Below are 15917 nucleotides of genomic sequence, written 5' to 3'. Positions count from 1 at the left end.
AGAATAATGACGAAACCCAAAAATTGGAAAAGATTGAGTACCAGAGTCTGGAGAATCGACACATTAGTGGCTGGAATAAATTTTCTGATCGGGGAAGAGTCTTCCTTAAATATCCCCCTCTACTCTCCCCACTCCCTACCATTGAGGCTCCTCAAAGACAATGGTCAAGGGATTTGTTCAGAGACTTAACAGAAAATTTTTGATCCATTCTTTACCACAAAACCGATTAGTCAAAGGACGGGACTGGGATTATCGGTTAGTTCAGCACTTTGCGATGTTGTGGAGTACAATCTTGAATCTTTAAAGCCATGTAGCACAACCCTATTACCTAGCGCGAAGCGCCATATCAAATTATTCAGAAACATCAAGGAACAATACACATGAGTCCGAACTTGGAGGAGCAACAGTGATTGTACTCTCTTTAGAGAAATTTTTAAGAAGGTAAGAAAATCTGGGATAGGGGTAACTTTATGATGAATTCTGTCCCTTTTCCCACTATCGATGAAAACATCAAATGTCCGGCATGTTTCTCAGTAATAATTTTATAACTAATCGATAAGCCCAGTCCTGTTCCTTTACCAATGGGCTTGGTCGTAAAAAATGGATCGAATAGTCGAGAATGCAATTCCGCAGGAATCCCCGGGCCATTATCGATGATTTTGATGGCAATCCAGTCCCGATCTTCTTGAGATGTTTCAATGACAATAGTCGGTGATTGCTCTTCTTTTTTCTGTGAAGTAAAGTGTTCCTCTAAAGCATCGATTCCATTACTCAAAATATTCATAAACACTTGATTAAGCTGACCGGCATAACATTGAATTGGAGGAATAGAACCATATTGTTTGACAATTTTAATCTCTGGTCGTTGACCTTGAGCTTTGATACGACTATTCAAAATCATTAATGTACTATCTATGCCAAGATGAATGTCTACGGCTTTGACCTCTGATTCGTCTAGCCGGGAAAAATTCCGCAATGATAGAACAATTTGCTTCAACCGTTGGGTTCCGATTTGCATAGACTCTAACAAACTGGGTAAATCTTCCGCAACAAAATCAAAATCGATATCTTCCATCATGGTTTTGATTTTTTCACTCGGTTCAGGACATTCCTGGCGATATTCACACACCAAATCAAAGATATCTTCAAAATAGGTTTTGGCATATTGTACATTCCCATAAATAAAATTAACGGGATTATTGATCTCATGGGCAACTCCTGCCACTAATCGTCCTAAACTGGACATTTTCTCAGTTTGGACTAATTGCAGTTGAGCCTGTTGTAATTCTTGTAATAACTCTTCTAACTTCCTATTTTTAATATCAACATTTAATTGAGTCCATGTGGCGATTGATAAGTACATCACTAAAGAGCCAGTTCCCAATAAACCTAATGCCAGTACACTCGCTGCTCGCCAATTCAACAGGGAATGAGGGGACGCGGGCAAGACGAGTAGGGAAAGTTCCTGTCGATCCATATTAATTGAACGAATACAAAATTGCCATTGAGATTGATAGGGACAGGGGTTAGACCCTCGCCATCTCCTCGATCCAGACTCTAGTTTGCTTAACTGTGCTACATCTGGAGATTGGGTGAGGGTTTCGTTGTCAGATTTATAGGCCATTAAAAATCCTTCGTTGGCACTGACCATGGTTTTATTTAAAGCTGAATCTAACTGATCTTCGGGTACGCCATAGATATAAAAATCGATGTTGTTTAGATTAAGGCTGTAAAGTGCTGCTTCTAGCCAAGTTTGCAATTCGTATAAGCCAAATACCGCTCCTTGAAATACCTCATTCTCATCGAAGACTGGATAGTAAATGAGAAAACCTGGCTGGCCATTTTCTAGGGTGACTAATGGAGTGGTTACGCTCAGTCCCAAATATTCCGCCCGATCTAAGGCCTGCAACCGTTTGAGATCGGCTGCTGCGTCGGAGCCAAGATAGTCTTGCAGTTTATCTAAAGGCTCGATATATGTGGTTGGAAAATGAATGGCACGATCGCCGGCTGCAACCCGATCGCCGCGATCGCTCAATTCGACGATCTCGTAGAATTGCTGCTCATAGCTCTGCCGTTGTTGAGCTTCGACTCTTTTCGCCCAGCCTAGCCCTAATAATCCATCATAGTAGGGCAACAAGGTTTGAGAAAAATTTTGAAATTCTTTCTGATTTACTTCTAAACTGGCATTAAAAAAAGCACCCATAGAGCGAGTTAATTGAGTATAGCTATCTAACTTGCTTTGTAGCTCAGTGACTAAAATGGTAGATTGTTGCTCAAACTTCTCTAATCCTTTATCCACTTCCCATCGGTACACCAGTGTACTGGCTGTAATTGAAAGGAAAATCCCAATAAAACCGACCATACCGGTTGCTTTATAATGTTTAAAAAAGTACAATAATTTTTTCAGCACTATTAAAAAATAATCTCAATAAACGCAGTGACTTTCTCATTATAGTTCCCTAGTTGAGTTTTGTCCCTCAGAAAGTTAAGAAAAATGGAAGCAGCTTTTCACCTTTCCTTGAGTAATCCATAAATAGTGTTTCTTGATTACTTTCTATCCACATTTGGGACTTGACAAAATGCACACTATATTAATTTGCAACCCTTAAGTAAGGGGTAAGATGAACCTTTAGACTTGATGGATCGTCTTTTGGAAATATAGAGACAATACCTGAATTCTGTCTTCCTGAAGTCCAAGGGAATGGGATGAATAGTGAATTAGGTCTTCAGACCATACCTGAGTTTCTATAGAACTCCCCGCTCAATGGGGTGAAGGAGAAGGTTATCATGTTCAACAATCGTAAAATTGTACCGATCACGATCGTATTCTGTTTAGGGATGAATCCTCTTTATAGCGATAGCTCCCATTATCCCCTTTCGTCCAAGCAACCCCTAGACTCTTTTTCGACTTCAGACCAGAGTCAGCCGAATCGAATCAAACCCTTGGTCAATCCAGAAGCCAGAGATCAACGGGGAGGACGAGGAGATTGTACCTGGTTAGGATGTTAGCCCAATTGCCTATTTTCTATTCTCTAGCGCGTCACCATACATAAAACTTATGACTTTAGATTTAGGGCGATTTTACCAAGCCTGCAATCCATCTGCACCATTAGACTTGGGAGATCCCAATAATCGCCGTTATTATATTGATTTTTCTTCTGTGCGTGGGGGCAAAATCGTCAAAGCCTTGGGTCGTACCATTATCACCCTATCCCCCGATCGCCCCACGTGCCAACTGTTCACCGGCCATATTGGATGTGGGAAATCCACCGAATTATTGCGCTTAAAAGCCTTGCTAGAGGAACAAAACTTCGAGGTTGTCTACTTTGAGTCCTCCGAAGACCTAGATATGGGCGATATTGACATTACCGATATTTTATTGGCGATCGCCCGTCAAGTCAGCGAACATTTACAGCAGCGCTCTATCGAACTGCAACCGCGCACGTTCAAAACCCTGCTCAAAGAGGCGGTAGACTTTCTGCAAACCCCCATCGACTTAAGCGCCGAAGCATCCATTCCCGGAGTCGGAGACATCAGCGCCAACAGTAGCGGTGAACTGGAGTTCTCCCTTCCCCTCGGTATTGCCAAAATCACAGCCAAAACCAAAGAAAGCCAAAAACTGCGCCACCGTCTTCGTAACTATCTCGAACCGCGCACCGCCAGTATTTTAGAAGCCATCAACCAAGAACTCCTGCAAGTCGCCACTGCGCAACTCAAGCGTCAGGGGAAAAAAGGATTAGTCGTCATTATCGATAACCTTGACCGGGTACATAATCAAGCCGGGCCAACTGGACGACTCTTACCGGAATATCTATTTATTGACCGAGGCGCGCAACTCCGTCAACTCGATTGCCATCTCGTCTATACAATTCCCCTCTCCCTGATTTTTTCCAGTGAATGCGAAACCCTAAAAAATCGCCTTGGAGGAGGAATTACCCCCAAAGTTCTACCCATGGTTCCGGTTAAAACCCGCACGGGAGAGCGCTTCGACAAGGGGATGGAGCTCTTGCACCATATGGTCTTAACCCGTGCATTTCCCGATCGCACCTTAGAAGAACAACAGGCCTGTATTTTAGAACTCTTTGACCACCCCGATACCTTAGATAGGCTCTGTGAAGTCAGCGGGGGTCACATGCGAAACCTATTGGGAATGCTCTTTAGTTGTCTGCAACAAGAAGACCCGCCCTTTTCACGGGATATACTAGAGACAGTCATTCGAGACCGTCGGGATTATTTAACCACCTCGATTAACGATGAGATATGGGAACTCTTGTATCGAGTGGTCAATCAGCAAAGCGTACAAGGAGACCTAGAATACTTGACCTTATTACGCAGTATGTTTGTCTTTGAGTACCGAGATGCTGAAGGCTCTTGGTTTGCCCTCAATCCCGCCCTATACGAGCATCAAAAGTTCAAGCAATGGTTAGCACAGAACAACAGTGGGAAGATTGCGACTTCATAGAGAATGAACGGGCCCTCAAACAGTTGGCCCGAGCTATTTCTCTGTCTCAAGGGCAATTTTCCTTAATTTTGGTACGCTGTAACTATGTCCAATTGCGAGAAAAGGTATTAAAACAGCTATCGGAGGTATTGAAGGCGCGATCGCCAAAAATAACGGATGAAATTCCCCCATTTCGATGCTTGCAATTATCCCCAGACATTAACCATTTATATCACATGGTTAAAGCTGATTTTGCCCTAACTGAAGATCGACCCTCTGCATTATTGGTCTTAGGTCTAGAATCCGTCATTAACTTAGAAGATATCTTAATTTCCACCAATGTTATCCGGGATGAATTTCGCAAACAACTCAACTGTCCTCTCGTTTTATGGGTCAACGATCGCCTACTCCATCAATTTTTGCAACTTGCACCCGATTTTGCCAACTTTGCCGCTAATCCCATCTCCTTCGATCTGACCACCGAAGCGCTTTCTACCCTGATTATCCAGAAAGCACAAACCTTACTCGACAATCTCTTAAGTCGCGATAAGAAACAACTACTCGCCTTTCCCCTGTCTTTTATTTCTCCCAAACAGGGAGGATGTGGCCAACATCGCGCCGAATTAGAATTTGCGCTCTCTACCCTGGAGCGCCGAGAGACTGTATTTGATGCCAGTTTAGAAGCGAGAGTCGCGATTCTTTTAGGTCACGATCGATTGATGCAAGGGCAGATTGAAGGCGCGATCGATTCTTATCAAACTGCATTAAATTATGAACAACAGTTATCCCCTCAGCCCAATTTAGAGCATCAAGGCCTATTGCTCTTCTATCTAGGACTTTGTTCCTTTTATCCCGCCCAAGAAAACCCAGAAAATCAGCAATTATGGGAACAGGCGTGGCATTATTTCTATCAGGCTATACAGTGCTTTCAAGATGCTGACCGGCAGGATTTAATGGCGCAAATGACGGGACAAGTCAGTGATGTACTGCAACATTTACAAGCCTGGGAAACTCTTGTAGAGTTTACCCAAAAGTCTCTTGATTTGCATCAGCAGTATGGTTTACCCATTCAGTTAGCTCTCGATTATGGTTTTTTAGGCAAACTCGCCCTAGAACAGGGAAAGTGGGAAATAGCCCGCGAGCAATTAAAGCAGTGTTTAGCAATTTTAGACTCAGCAGCAACCCCACCTATTGACCAAGATTTTCCGCCTTTACCGCAAGGATTATATCCTCTCCTCTGGTCTCAGTTATTTCAATTACAATTAGTCCAATGTTTGCGTCATTTGAAGTACTATGAACAGGCTTATCAGACGTTAGCAGCAGCGAAACATAAACTAGAATATGCCATTACCCAAAGCAATGCTCGCCATGACCCACACCGATATTTACGCTTATTGAAAGGGCTGCGATCGCTCTATTTTGATGAACAATGTTATCGAGAAGCCTTTTTACTCAAACAAGAAAAGCGCTCAGTCCAGTCCCAGTATGGATTACGTCCCTTTGTGGGGGCAGGCCAATTAAGACCCGCTCAACAAGCCTTAAATCCCCTCTTGGCTAATCGCATAGAAACGGATGCACAGGTTGGAGAAGTCGCTGAAGCTATCTCTACCTCTAACCGTCAAAAAGATGTGCAAAACCTCCTTTATCGGATTAGTCGTCCGGATTATAAAATAACGGTGATTCATGGCCCTTCTGGAGTGGGAAAAAGTTCGATTGTTAGCGCAGGATTAGTCCCTACTTTGCATCGAACTACCCTAGGAGATCAAATTCCAGTTCCGGTCGTTATCCGCGTATATTCCGATTGGGTTTTGAATTTTGGGAAAGCCTTCAATGAATCCTTAAAACACTTTCAATTTACACCTAGAGAAATCTCAGATTATACCCCAGAAATTTATCTACAAGCCTTCGACCAAATTGCCGATCAAAGTGGCTTGACGGTACTCATTTTTGACCAGTTTGAAGAATTTTTCTTTGTCTGTACTGAGCTTGAAAAGCGACAAGCCTTTTATCAGTTTTTAGAACAGTGTATCAATCAAGCAGGGCTGAAAATCATTTTCTCAATTCGGGAAGATTACTTGCATCATCTGTTGGAAATTGAACAAAATATATCCTTGGAGGCGATCGCCTGTAATTTACTCGATAAAAGTAATCGCTATGCTTTGGGCAATTTTTCCAAAGCACATACCTTTGAAGTGATTAAAAATTTGACTCAGAAGACTAAATTTGAACTGGATGATGATTTGATTGAGGCTTTAGTCAATGATTTATCGGTGGGAACCAATGAAGTCAGACCAATTGAATTACAAATTGTTGGCTCTCAACTTCAAGAGCTTAACATTACCACACTAGAGCAATATCTTCAAGTCGAATCGAAGCACAAATTGGTCGAGAAATTTTTAGAATCTGTAATTGCAGATTGTGGAGAAAAGAACGAGTATCATGCCCGAAAAGTAGTTTACACTTTTATCGATGAAGACGATAATCGGCCTTTAAAGACGAAATCCGAAATTTTAGCCCAAATGGGTTCCGATCTTGCTCCAGAAACCCTAGAGCTAATTTTAGATATTTTCTTTGGATCGGGCTTAATCTATCCGATTCCCGAACAACCCGAACCCCGGTATCAGTTGGTTCATGATTATCTGGTTGAGTTTATCCAAACCCAGAAACAACAGGCTATTCATCAGGAGCGATCGCAGCTTCAGGAAGAAAACGCCCAAAATCAAAAAGAAATTGAAGATTTACGGGATGAAAATCTTCTCATTTCTCAACTTGCTGAAGAGCGCTATAAGGCAGTACAACAGGATTTGGAAGATTATATCCCGAATTCCAATCATTCTGCTTCCGAGTCAGAATCTATAGACCAGGAGAAAAAACGCTTATCGAAAGGAAAACTCGTTCTGGAAAACTTGCGGCAAGAAAAAACATTATTAACCGCGTTAGCCCAAGCAAAAGCGAAACATAAAAAGAGTGAACGACAGCGCAAGTTAATTTTGAATTCTCTCTTAGTAGGTGCGGGCTTTTTTATCCTAGGATTAGGAGGATTTGCCTGGAATGGGGTGATTAATCAGATTAAAACATTAGGGACATCTTCTGAAGCTTTAGTAGGACTCAATAATGAAATTGAAGGTTTAACTACCGGACTGAAAGCGGGAGAACAGATTAAAAGTACGCCATTTTTGCCTAAATCAGTTTCCGATACAATTGAGAAAACCCTATCCTATGCAGTTTATAGAATTAGTGAAGAAAATCGCTTAGAAGCACATAAAGATGGGGTTTATGCCGCCACCTTTAGCCCCGATGGTAAACTGATTGCCACCGCAGGGGAAGACCGCACCATTCGCATCTGGGATGAGCAAGGCAAGCCTGGTTTTACGATTCCTGGTCATCAAGATATTATTACCAGTTTGGTGTTTCTGGAGGATGGAAAATGGTTAGCCTCTGGCAGTTGGGATCATAGTATTAAACTGTGGAATTTAGGCAAGTTTCCCGATTTAGGCAAGATAGCAAACTTAGATCGGATAGAATATGTGGAATTAAAGGGTCATACGGATCAAGTTATTGCTCTCGCTGCTCATCAAGACCCGAAGAATCCTTTGATTGCTTCAGCGAGTCGAGATCAAACTGTAAAAATCTGGCGTAAAGATGGCTCGGAAGTGGTAACTTTATCCCATGATTTTCCTGTATTAAGTGTGGTATTTTCTCCCGATGGTCAGTTGGTTGCTACAGCTAGTTTTGACGGTAAGATTCGCTTTTGGAGTTTGGATGGTTCGTTAGTCAAAACCTTTGTGGGCGAGCCAGAAGTGCAAGAAATATATAGTATGAGTTGGTCAGAAAGGGGACTTTTGGCGACTGCCGGTCAGGTCATTGATGAGGAAACGGGACAGAAAAAAGGGACGGTAAGTTTTTGGACTGAGGAGGGCTTTCTTACGCAAATTGAAGCCCATGAGGATACCGTTTTAGATGTACGATTTAGTCCTAATGGGAAACAGTTTGTGACGGCAAGTAAGGATAAGACGATTAAAATTTGGGGGGGGTTGGATAATAACAGTTTGCAAAAAACCTTAATTGGTCATACCCATTGGGTTCCCAAGGTGGGGTTTAGTCCTGATGGGAGTCGCATTGTTTCGGCTAGTTTGGATAAGTCGGTGAAGGTGTGGCGCTTGAATAAGTCTCTGATGGAGGTCTGGGACGGGGGTGGGGCGCTGAATGGGGTGAGTGTGAGTGGGAGTAAAATTGCTACGATCGGGGATTATGGCATGATTACGTTATGGCAACCGGATGGGACGGTGCTAAAGTCCTGGAAGGGTCATGAGGGACAGGTTTGGGGGGTTGACTTTACACCAGATAGTCAGCAGTTGGTGACCGCAGGAGACGATCGCCAAGTCAAGGTTTGGAACCTAAAGGGTGAGCTGCTGCAAACGTTGGAGGGTCATCGAGATGTGGTTCTCAGTGTCAGCGTCAGTCCCGATGGAAAGTATATTGCTTCAGGAAGTAAGGATTATCGGGTGAAGTTATGGCGCACAGATGGGACGTTATTGAAAACTTTATTCACGGATAGCTCTGCCATTAATTGGGTCAGTTTTAGCCCTGATGGTCAACTCGTGGCTGCTGCAAGCGATGAGGGACGAGTAAAATTATGGCGCACGGATGGCACTCAGGTGGGAACTCTGCGACATCGAGCTGGGGTGTGGGGGGTAACTTTTTCTCCTGATGGTCAGGCGATCGCCACTGCCAGTTATGATAGCCGAGTCAAACTCTGGAACCGACAGGGACAACTATTGGGTGAACCCCTGGAACATGAGGGAAACACCGTAACCAGTGTTGCCTTTAGTCCTGACGGAGAGCAGTTAGCATCCGCCAGCCACAACACCATTCGCCTCTGGCGCAAAGATGGAACCTTACTGCATGTGCTGACTGCAAGTTCCCATCGTTCGATTAATGGACTTAGTTTCACTTCCGATGGCAAAACCCTGATTTCTGTCGGTGGAGATGGACAAGTCACCCTATGGCATCTAGATCAGTTGGAACTCGACCAGCTATTAGAAACGGGATGTCAATGGTTACAAGGGTATTTGGAGAACAATCCTACGGGTCAAAAAGAGAGACTGTCTGTGTGTGACTGAAGATCTTCACAATAGTATAACGATCAAACAGAGACTTGTACTTTCTGTTGTACCTGGAGAGATTGCTGAACCTGAACAAAAGCCTCATAAATCGCAACTTCTGATTGCACAGCTTCAAAGCTCACTACTAAACAATAAGGTACAGTCGCATCTTCATTCTTATTCCAACCTTGATGTCCAACTACAGCAATACAGAATCCCTCACGTAAGTCATAAGACTTCACTCTTGCCCAGTCTTTCTGAATCGTTCCATTACTTCTTGATATTTCCTTAACTATACCATCAATTCCTTTCGGTCTCTTCTTTCCCTGAGAATCAGGTTTGAATTGCTTTCTTCCTAGTGTCCACTGAAATCCATCTGTACCTTTTTCTGAATCCTCACTAGCTTTATATTCTTTAAGAATTTTTGCAAGAAACCCATCTGGATCTTCTCCTCGGTTACTACATCTCCAATCTAACCAAGTCGATAAATACTTGCGACGATGCCGACGAGTTCGACGAGGTTCAGCCACATAAGACAAAGTGATCTCAACCAGAAAATCAAAGTCTTCATCCGGTCTTAGAAACATCTCTGGAATCTGAACTTGATAAACTCTAACTCCTCCAGCGCTAATCCTCTCATTCCCTTGAGTGATTAATGTTATACGATTGGGAGTATTCTCTAGAGCGCGATCGAGATTAGGGATACCGTAACCCATTGTCCGAATGCCTTGATAGAGTTTTTCTTTTGATTCATTTGTCCAGTCCGGTAAACGTGCTGATTGAACAATTAACGCACGATAAAGTAAAGCACTCTCTTGAGGAAATTCTGCGGCGAGAGTAGCAGCAATGTGAGAGACTTTTGGCACTGCAAATGAAGTCCCCACAGCATCAGAACTGACAGGTCTTCCTCCATTACGAGTTGAGCGTACTAGCTCAGGACAAATATCTTCTGGTGTCGAAAAATTTGGTGAATTTTCTGAGTCAGTAACATAATCTCCACCGTATTCAACAACTTCAGGTTTAATCGTATCCCAAATTCCTAACCCAGTACAAGAGAAAGCAGAAGGATGATCTTTTTCTGCCATGGACTGCAAATTAGAATCTTTATAAGTTACATGAGAAACTGAACCAACAGTTAAAGCCTGTAAACTTTGAGCAGGATTAGCAATTCTTGCAGATTTTTCCAATAAATAATCTGGGTAATATTGTCCATTTTGAAGATGATAATCAATAGATGGTCGGGTTATAAAGTCTGTTTTATAATTTAGGTTGCCTGCTGCTACTATAAATAGAATATCTCCTTGTTTCTCCCAAGTCAGTTTATCTATTGTTGCTGCCCAAGCAGACATAGATTGTGTTCTGCAAGGACGAATCGCGGCAATAGAGTGATTAAAAATTCTAGTGCTGAACCGATCGTAATAGTATGCAACAATTTCTTCTAAAACTTTCGGAGGAAATAGATCTCTAGGTAACTGGTTATCCCGATCGAGAATTCTGGCATTTTGAAGCCAGCATATGGCTTGTTGGTAATCCATTGTAGGTATTCCACGAGGATAAAGAATTGCACCAGCAACTCTCGTTCCATGTCCACCATATTGAACATAATCAACGGTTGTATCCAATTCTCTAGGAACCCATGACTTGGAATGATGGGAATTAATAGCAGCTTCTAGTAGAGGATGGCGTTCTTGAATACCACTATCAATCACACAGACTTTAGGTGCATTTTGATCGGGTGCTTCTAGAGTAAATGCTTTTGGATCGGATTCAGAATCACTGGATGTTACTGAAGGAACACTAAATTCATCAGGCTCACTGACATCAAAAATATAGGGAAAATTGAAAACTAGATCCTTTAAACCTTTGCCGCTAATTCTTATTCGGCAGGAAAAACTATCTGAAAATGGTATACTCTTTAATATGTCTCCACGGTATTGTCTAATAAATGAATCAAGTTTTTGTTCGCGATCCCAATGTAAATCATCGAACTCTTGCTCAGATAAATGATTGTTGTCTAGCCACTTTGTTATGCCTTTTTTAAAGGTTTCATCACTTTTATATTTTTTTCTATTTGGATACCTTGAATATTGCTCTTGAACCTTAATACAAGAAATCCCCACGTCTACAATGTACTCTTGTTGCTCACGAAGATTCTCCCACTCAGCTTTAAGACTATCAGAAAGAATATATTCTGGCCGTTTAGTTCCTTCTAATATGTCCCAAATTTCTGGAACTTTGCCGACATGCTTTTCAGCCTCAATAAAGTTATCGATCTTTTTACTCAGTTCTGATAACTCTGTATCTGCTGATGCACCAATGATATACCCTTGCTCTAAGTCAGCAACTACTTCAATACCAAAGCTTTTGAGATCTTCAGCATTAAAACTATCAGGATCGACTTCTAAGATAAAGGAAACTGCGTCTGGTAGTTTGGGTTTGCCCTCTTGCTCACGTTTCTTCTGTTCTTCTTGCCAATGGGTTGTGATTAAATCAATCGAAGATTTTAGCTTTCTACTATGTCCTCCAGCATTACCTTTATTTCTCAACGTAATATCAGATTTTTTGCCTCCACCAGAAAGCTTCGCCTTTCCTTCTCGGACTAGACGTAGTGAAAGATGAGGATATTGCTTTGGTCGATCAGACATGAGAAACTAAAATCTCTTGAATTGACTCTTCTAGATGTTCTTGAATAACTAGCTCTTCTCGATCTAAGATGGCTCGTTTAGCTGCATTTTGTCCCACCTTCACAACTTGGGCAGCTGAAAAGTCGCTCATTTTTTGTACAACTGAACTCCAATTAATCGAACCTAGCGATACTGAGTAAAGAGTTTGTTTAAGAATGGCTTCAATTTCTAACTCCGTTGGTTTAGGAACTTCAATTACATCATCGAATCGCCGCCATACCGCTTCATCCAAAAATTTAGTTAGATTAGTTGCAGCGACCAGTAAGCCATTGGAGGCTTCATACTCATCAAGTAACTGAAGGAAGGTATTAACCACTCGCTTAATCTCCCCAACATCCTGGCTATCTTCACGAGATTTAGCCAGTGCATCGCACTCATCGATAAATAGCAAGCAAGGAGACGCAGCAGTAATTTCAAATACCTCACGTAAGTTAGTGGCTGTTTCTCCTAAGTAGGAAGAGACCATGGCATCAAAGCGTACTTTAACCAATGTTAACCCAGTGTTCCAAGCAATACGCTCGGCTCCCATAGTTTTACCACAGCCTGGCGAGCCATAAAGTAAAATTTTTTGACGATAGCGCAAACCATGATGAGCCAAACGCTCGCGAGCAGCATATTCCCTTTCAATTCGGCGAAACCGATTTTCTACAATCTCTGAAAGGATCATATGATGTCGCAGTGCTTCACGAGCTATTGTGACAATAAATGGATGGTTAAATCGGTGTTTACTCGATAATCGGGTCAGCGATCGCAGATTCTGTTGTTTCAAGGGCACATAGTCTGAGGTTGTAGGAATTTCCCGATGAACATCTGTCGATGAATTTTTGGGTTTAGAAGGAGGAGGGCCTTTTTGGATAATACTTTCTAACTGTTCAGCAAGTCTTGTGTGGCCTAGTTTTCGCTCTTCTTCAACGATAATCGACAGCATACTCTGTGTCGCCTGTGAATCTTCACTGGCAACAGCACGAAATAAACGTTTTAGCACTTCTCCCTTCATTGTGTGCTGGGTCACCCAAAACCGTTGGCTTCAGTCCTACAATACCGACGCTCTGCTCAAATGTTAAGAAAATTTCACAAAAAGAGAACTTTCTGGTTTAGTCTTAACGTAGTTCCGTCAGATGTCGTGGAATTGATTTTTTATTCAATTATAGCTTGATTTACGTGAGTTTGGGATAAGCTGAAACCCTAATACTGTTGTTATACGATAGGATTATCTCTTTCCTTCGTGTCCCCCATTCTTCTATCATGGTTTCAGTTCATCCCCAAATTGAGTATCCAGAAAGCGACGGGTTACCCTTGGCTGATAATACGATTCAGTTTCGCTACATTACCACCATTCAAGGCGGTCTAGATGCTCTGTATGCTAATGACCCCAATGTGTTTATTGCTGGAGATTTGTTCTGGTATCCCGTAGAAGGAGATAAGAAAATTCGCGTGGCTCCGGATGTGATGGTGGCATTCGGGAGACCCAAAGGCGATCGCGGTTCCTATCGACAATGGCAAGAAGATAACATTGCTCCTCAAGTGGTATTTGAAATAGCATCACCGAGTAACACAATCAAAGAGTTAGAAGAGGAAAAGCTTGATTTTTATAACCGTTACGGAGTTAGAGAATATTATCTGTTTGACCCAGAGCGAGGCAAGCTCAAAGGATGGATGTGCCAACGACAGGGTGTATTGCTCCCCATTGAGTCAATGGAAAATTGGGTCAGTCCTTTGTTAAATGTGCGGTTTGTGCTGACAGAAGGGGGAGAATTGCAACTGTATAGTCCTACGGGTGAGCGGTTTGCCACTTATGTGGAGGCGATCGCCCAAGTGCAACAAGAACGCGATCGCTCCCAGGAAATGTTCGAGCAACTGCAACGAGAACGGGACAGAAGTCAACAATTAGAACAAGCCCAGCGTCAGGCAATCGCCCCATTAGCAGCAATGGGACTAGATGCAGAGGCGATCGCCAAAATCTTATCCTTATCGGTAGAGACTGTACAGGATTATCTGCCATAAAAAACGCTAGATTCAAGCCATTTTCACATCGGAAAATGTGGGAGCTAACGCTTTAGAAAGTCTTGCCAGCCAATCGGTTCCTTCTCCTTCAATCCAAGGATATTCTAGGATAAAATTTTCCCAATCTAAATCGTAGCTTGATACGGATGGGAACACCCTCGCTTGCCAATCAATTGCTTCATATTTGGCAAAGTCTTGCCAGTCTGGACTTGATTGCAATACCTGATGCAGAAGATCGAAGGGTAATTCGATTCGTTCGGCTAATAAAACGGCATCATACAAGTCTTTACCTTGGGGATAGCGGTCAGTTTCTAACCACAGTAACTTCCAAGCTAAGGACAGTTCTGGACTTGCTGACCAAATTAAAGCATTATCGCCTTCAATCAAGGACATAGAGGTTTGGATCGGCTCATCTAAAAGCGTTTCCCGAAACGTCACATCGATTTGTACCACTCCCCCTGGCAAATTCTCGGCTTGCCAAGGAAACACAATTCGTCGTCCTTCTGCCCGTTCGTAAGTCCAAATTTCATCCCGACGAATTTGGTCAACTTGGATAGTTACCGATCCAACTTCAGGATTGTCTGAAACCATTTGAATTAAATCGTCAAATAAACCTTTGGCAACGGGATGATCGGGACTAATATTATCCGGTCTAAATACAAAATCCATATCTCCCGGTTCCCTGGCTTCATCTCCTAGCCAGGCTTTGAGCAAAAGGCTACCGCGCAACACTAAATGTTGATTCCATGACGAACGACTGATCCAAACTAACAGATGATTCATTACTTCTCGACGTGCTTTGAACCACTGGTTTTTCAGGTCTGAATCTGCAAAAATGGGGTCACCTAAACGGAAAGCATTCATGAAGTGTGCTAATGCTGGCTCAAATACTTTGGCCTGTTTCAGGTTTGCATCGGTTTCTGTGTTTGTAGGATAGGTATTGGGGTAACCGTTCATAATATCTCCAAAGGAATTACAAAATTCAGTGAATCCAATCGCGATCGAGTTCAAAATTGCTGTCGTAGACGACAAATTCCTGTTCAATGTCGATGATGGGGGTGTTGAGAGCGGCGATCGCCTGCAACAGGTGCTTCAGTTGTTTCTGTGCTTCCCGACGACCTACTCCTGAACACCGTTGAGTAACAAATCGCTCCTGAGACTCATCCTGACACGTCTTTAATGCATTGCGTGAAAGATGGGCACAATGGGGTTCAACTGTTTTTCTCAATGGACTCAGAGACGTTAGCGGTGGGACTAATACTTTAATGTGATGTTCAAAATAGCGATCGGCAGTATGATCCATTGCTTCATTTTTATCCTGGGGAATACCCGGATGATCGGCAGCCACCTCCGTTTTAATGCGAACAACAGAAAATCCCTCTGCTTGTAGCACCTGGCACAGCTCTTTTACCCGCTCCAGTTCATCCGTCAAACGTCCCTCACCCCATCGGGTTAACATGGGTTGGGATGGGGTAACTCCTCGATCTAAAAGGATGTGAAGACATTTGAGAGTGCGATCGGCACTCCATTGGCGAAGTTTTTCGACCTCATCTAAGTTCTTCACGCTAACGGTAATATGAGTTTCAAATGGCCCAGTAAACTGCATGAATAGTGAGTCGTCGATCGTTTTGTCAGTGAGAACTGAAAGTCTCGATCTTAATTGTAGTATAAAAACCCAGAATT

9 protein-coding genes and 1 pseudogene are annotated in these 15917 nt (G+C 42.7%); 5 read left to right on the top strand and 5 right to left on the bottom strand.

The window, feature by feature from the left end; genetic code table 11:
* Nucleotides 1-156 precede the first annotated feature (156 nt).
* A pseudogene (locus J7529_RS24605) lies at nt 157-261 on the top strand (sensor histidine kinase); the annotation flags it as partial.
* A 172-nt stretch (nt 262-433) separates the two neighbouring features.
* On the opposite strand, the gene J7529_RS01665 reads toward J7529_RS24605, so the two are convergent.
* On the bottom strand, nt 434-2410 hold the full coding sequence (locus J7529_RS01665) for a CHASE domain-containing protein (RefSeq protein ID WP_318727548.1): 1977 nt from the start codon (nt 2408-2410) through the stop codon (nt 434-436).
* A gap of 377 nt (nt 2411-2787) precedes the next feature.
* Here J7529_RS01665 and J7529_RS01660 point away from each other — a divergent pair, with 377 nt between their 5' ends.
* Genes J7529_RS01660 through J7529_RS01650 form a run of 3 tightly spaced genes read left to right on the top strand, consistent with a single transcriptional unit; the run spans nt 2788 to nt 9564 of the window.
* Complete coding sequence (locus J7529_RS01660) at nt 2788-3009, top strand: hypothetical protein (RefSeq protein WP_318727547.1); 222 nt, start codon at nt 2788-2790, stop codon at nt 3007-3009.
* Nucleotides 3010-3058: 49 nt separating this feature from the next.
* Nucleotides 3059-4462 carry a P-loop NTPase fold protein gene (locus tag J7529_RS01655; RefSeq protein ID WP_318727546.1) on the top strand — a complete coding sequence of 468 codons (1404 nt, stop codon included), beginning with the start codon at nt 3059-3061 and terminating at the stop codon, nt 4460-4462.
* On the top strand, nt 4420-9564 hold the full coding sequence (locus tag J7529_RS01650; protein ID WP_318727545.1) for a hypothetical protein: 5145 nt from the start codon (nt 4420-4422) through the stop codon (nt 9562-9564). The genes J7529_RS01655 and J7529_RS01650 overlap by 43 nt, the downstream gene beginning before the upstream one ends.
* Before the next feature lie 23 nt (nt 9565-9587).
* Here J7529_RS01650 and J7529_RS01645 read toward each other — a convergent pair whose 3' ends face one another.
* Nucleotides 9588-12191: a S8 family peptidase gene (locus J7529_RS01645; protein ID WP_318727544.1), complete on the bottom strand. Its 2604-nt coding sequence runs from the start codon at nt 12189-12191 to the stop codon at nt 9588-9590.
* Nucleotides 12184-13227 carry an ATP-binding protein gene (locus J7529_RS01640; protein WP_413038794.1) on the bottom strand — a complete coding sequence of 348 codons (1044 nt, stop codon included), beginning with the start codon at nt 13225-13227 and terminating at the stop codon, nt 12184-12186. The genes J7529_RS01645 and J7529_RS01640 overlap by 8 nt, the downstream gene beginning before the upstream one ends.
* A gap of 248 nt (nt 13228-13475) precedes the next feature.
* On the opposite strand from J7529_RS01640, the gene J7529_RS01635 reads away from it, so the two are divergent.
* A complete protein-coding gene (locus J7529_RS01635) occupies nt 13476-14234 on the top strand; it encodes a Uma2 family endonuclease (RefSeq protein WP_318727542.1) in 759 nt (252 codons plus the stop codon).
* Between the two features lie 12 nt (nt 14235-14246).
* Here the strand turns inward: J7529_RS01635 and J7529_RS01630 are convergent, their stop codons facing one another.
* Together J7529_RS01630 and J7529_RS01625 are read right to left on the bottom strand one after the other, a co-directional pair.
* Complete coding sequence (locus J7529_RS01630; RefSeq protein ID WP_318727541.1) at nt 14247-15191, bottom strand: nucleotidyl transferase AbiEii/AbiGii toxin family protein; 945 nt, start codon at nt 15189-15191, stop codon at nt 14247-14249.
* Nucleotides 15192-15216: 25 nt separating this feature from the next.
* On the bottom strand, nt 15217-15840 hold the full coding sequence (locus tag J7529_RS01625) for a hypothetical protein (RefSeq protein ID WP_271938880.1): 624 nt from the start codon (nt 15838-15840) through the stop codon (nt 15217-15219).
* Between the last annotated feature and the right edge of the window lie 77 nt (nt 15841-15917).

The organism is Roseofilum sp. Guam (genome assembly GCF_017746735.1).
GTDB lineage: Bacteria > Cyanobacteriota > Cyanobacteriia > Cyanobacteriales > Desertifilaceae > Roseofilum > Roseofilum reptotaenium.
This window is presented reverse-complemented; position numbering and strand designations above follow the sequence as displayed.

Coding starts and splice junctions, on each gene's coding strand:
- J7529_RS01640 (WP_413038794.1), bottom strand. CDS start 13,227: ATGAAGGGAGAAGTGCTAAAACGTTTATTTCGTGCTGTTGCCAGTGAA.
- J7529_RS01635 (WP_318727542.1), top strand. CDS start 13,476: ATGGTTTCAGTTCATCCCCAAATTGAGTATCCAGAAAGCGACGGGTTA.
- J7529_RS01660 (WP_318727547.1), top strand. CDS start 2,788: ATGTTCAACAATCGTAAAATTGTACCGATCACGATCGTATTCTGTTTA.
- J7529_RS01630 (WP_318727541.1), bottom strand. CDS start 15,191: ATGAACGGTTACCCCAATACCTATCCTACAAACACAGAAACCGATGCA.
- J7529_RS01650 (WP_318727545.1), top strand. CDS start 4,420: ATGGTTAGCACAGAACAACAGTGGGAAGATTGCGACTTCATAGAGAAT.
- J7529_RS01645 (WP_318727544.1), bottom strand. CDS start 12,191: ATGTCTGATCGACCAAAGCAATATCCTCATCTTTCACTACGTCTAGTC.
- J7529_RS01625 (WP_271938880.1), bottom strand. CDS start 15,840: ATGCAGTTTACTGGGCCATTTGAAACTCATATTACCGTTAGCGTGAAG.
- J7529_RS01655 (WP_318727546.1), top strand. CDS start 3,059: ATGACTTTAGATTTAGGGCGATTTTACCAAGCCTGCAATCCATCTGCA.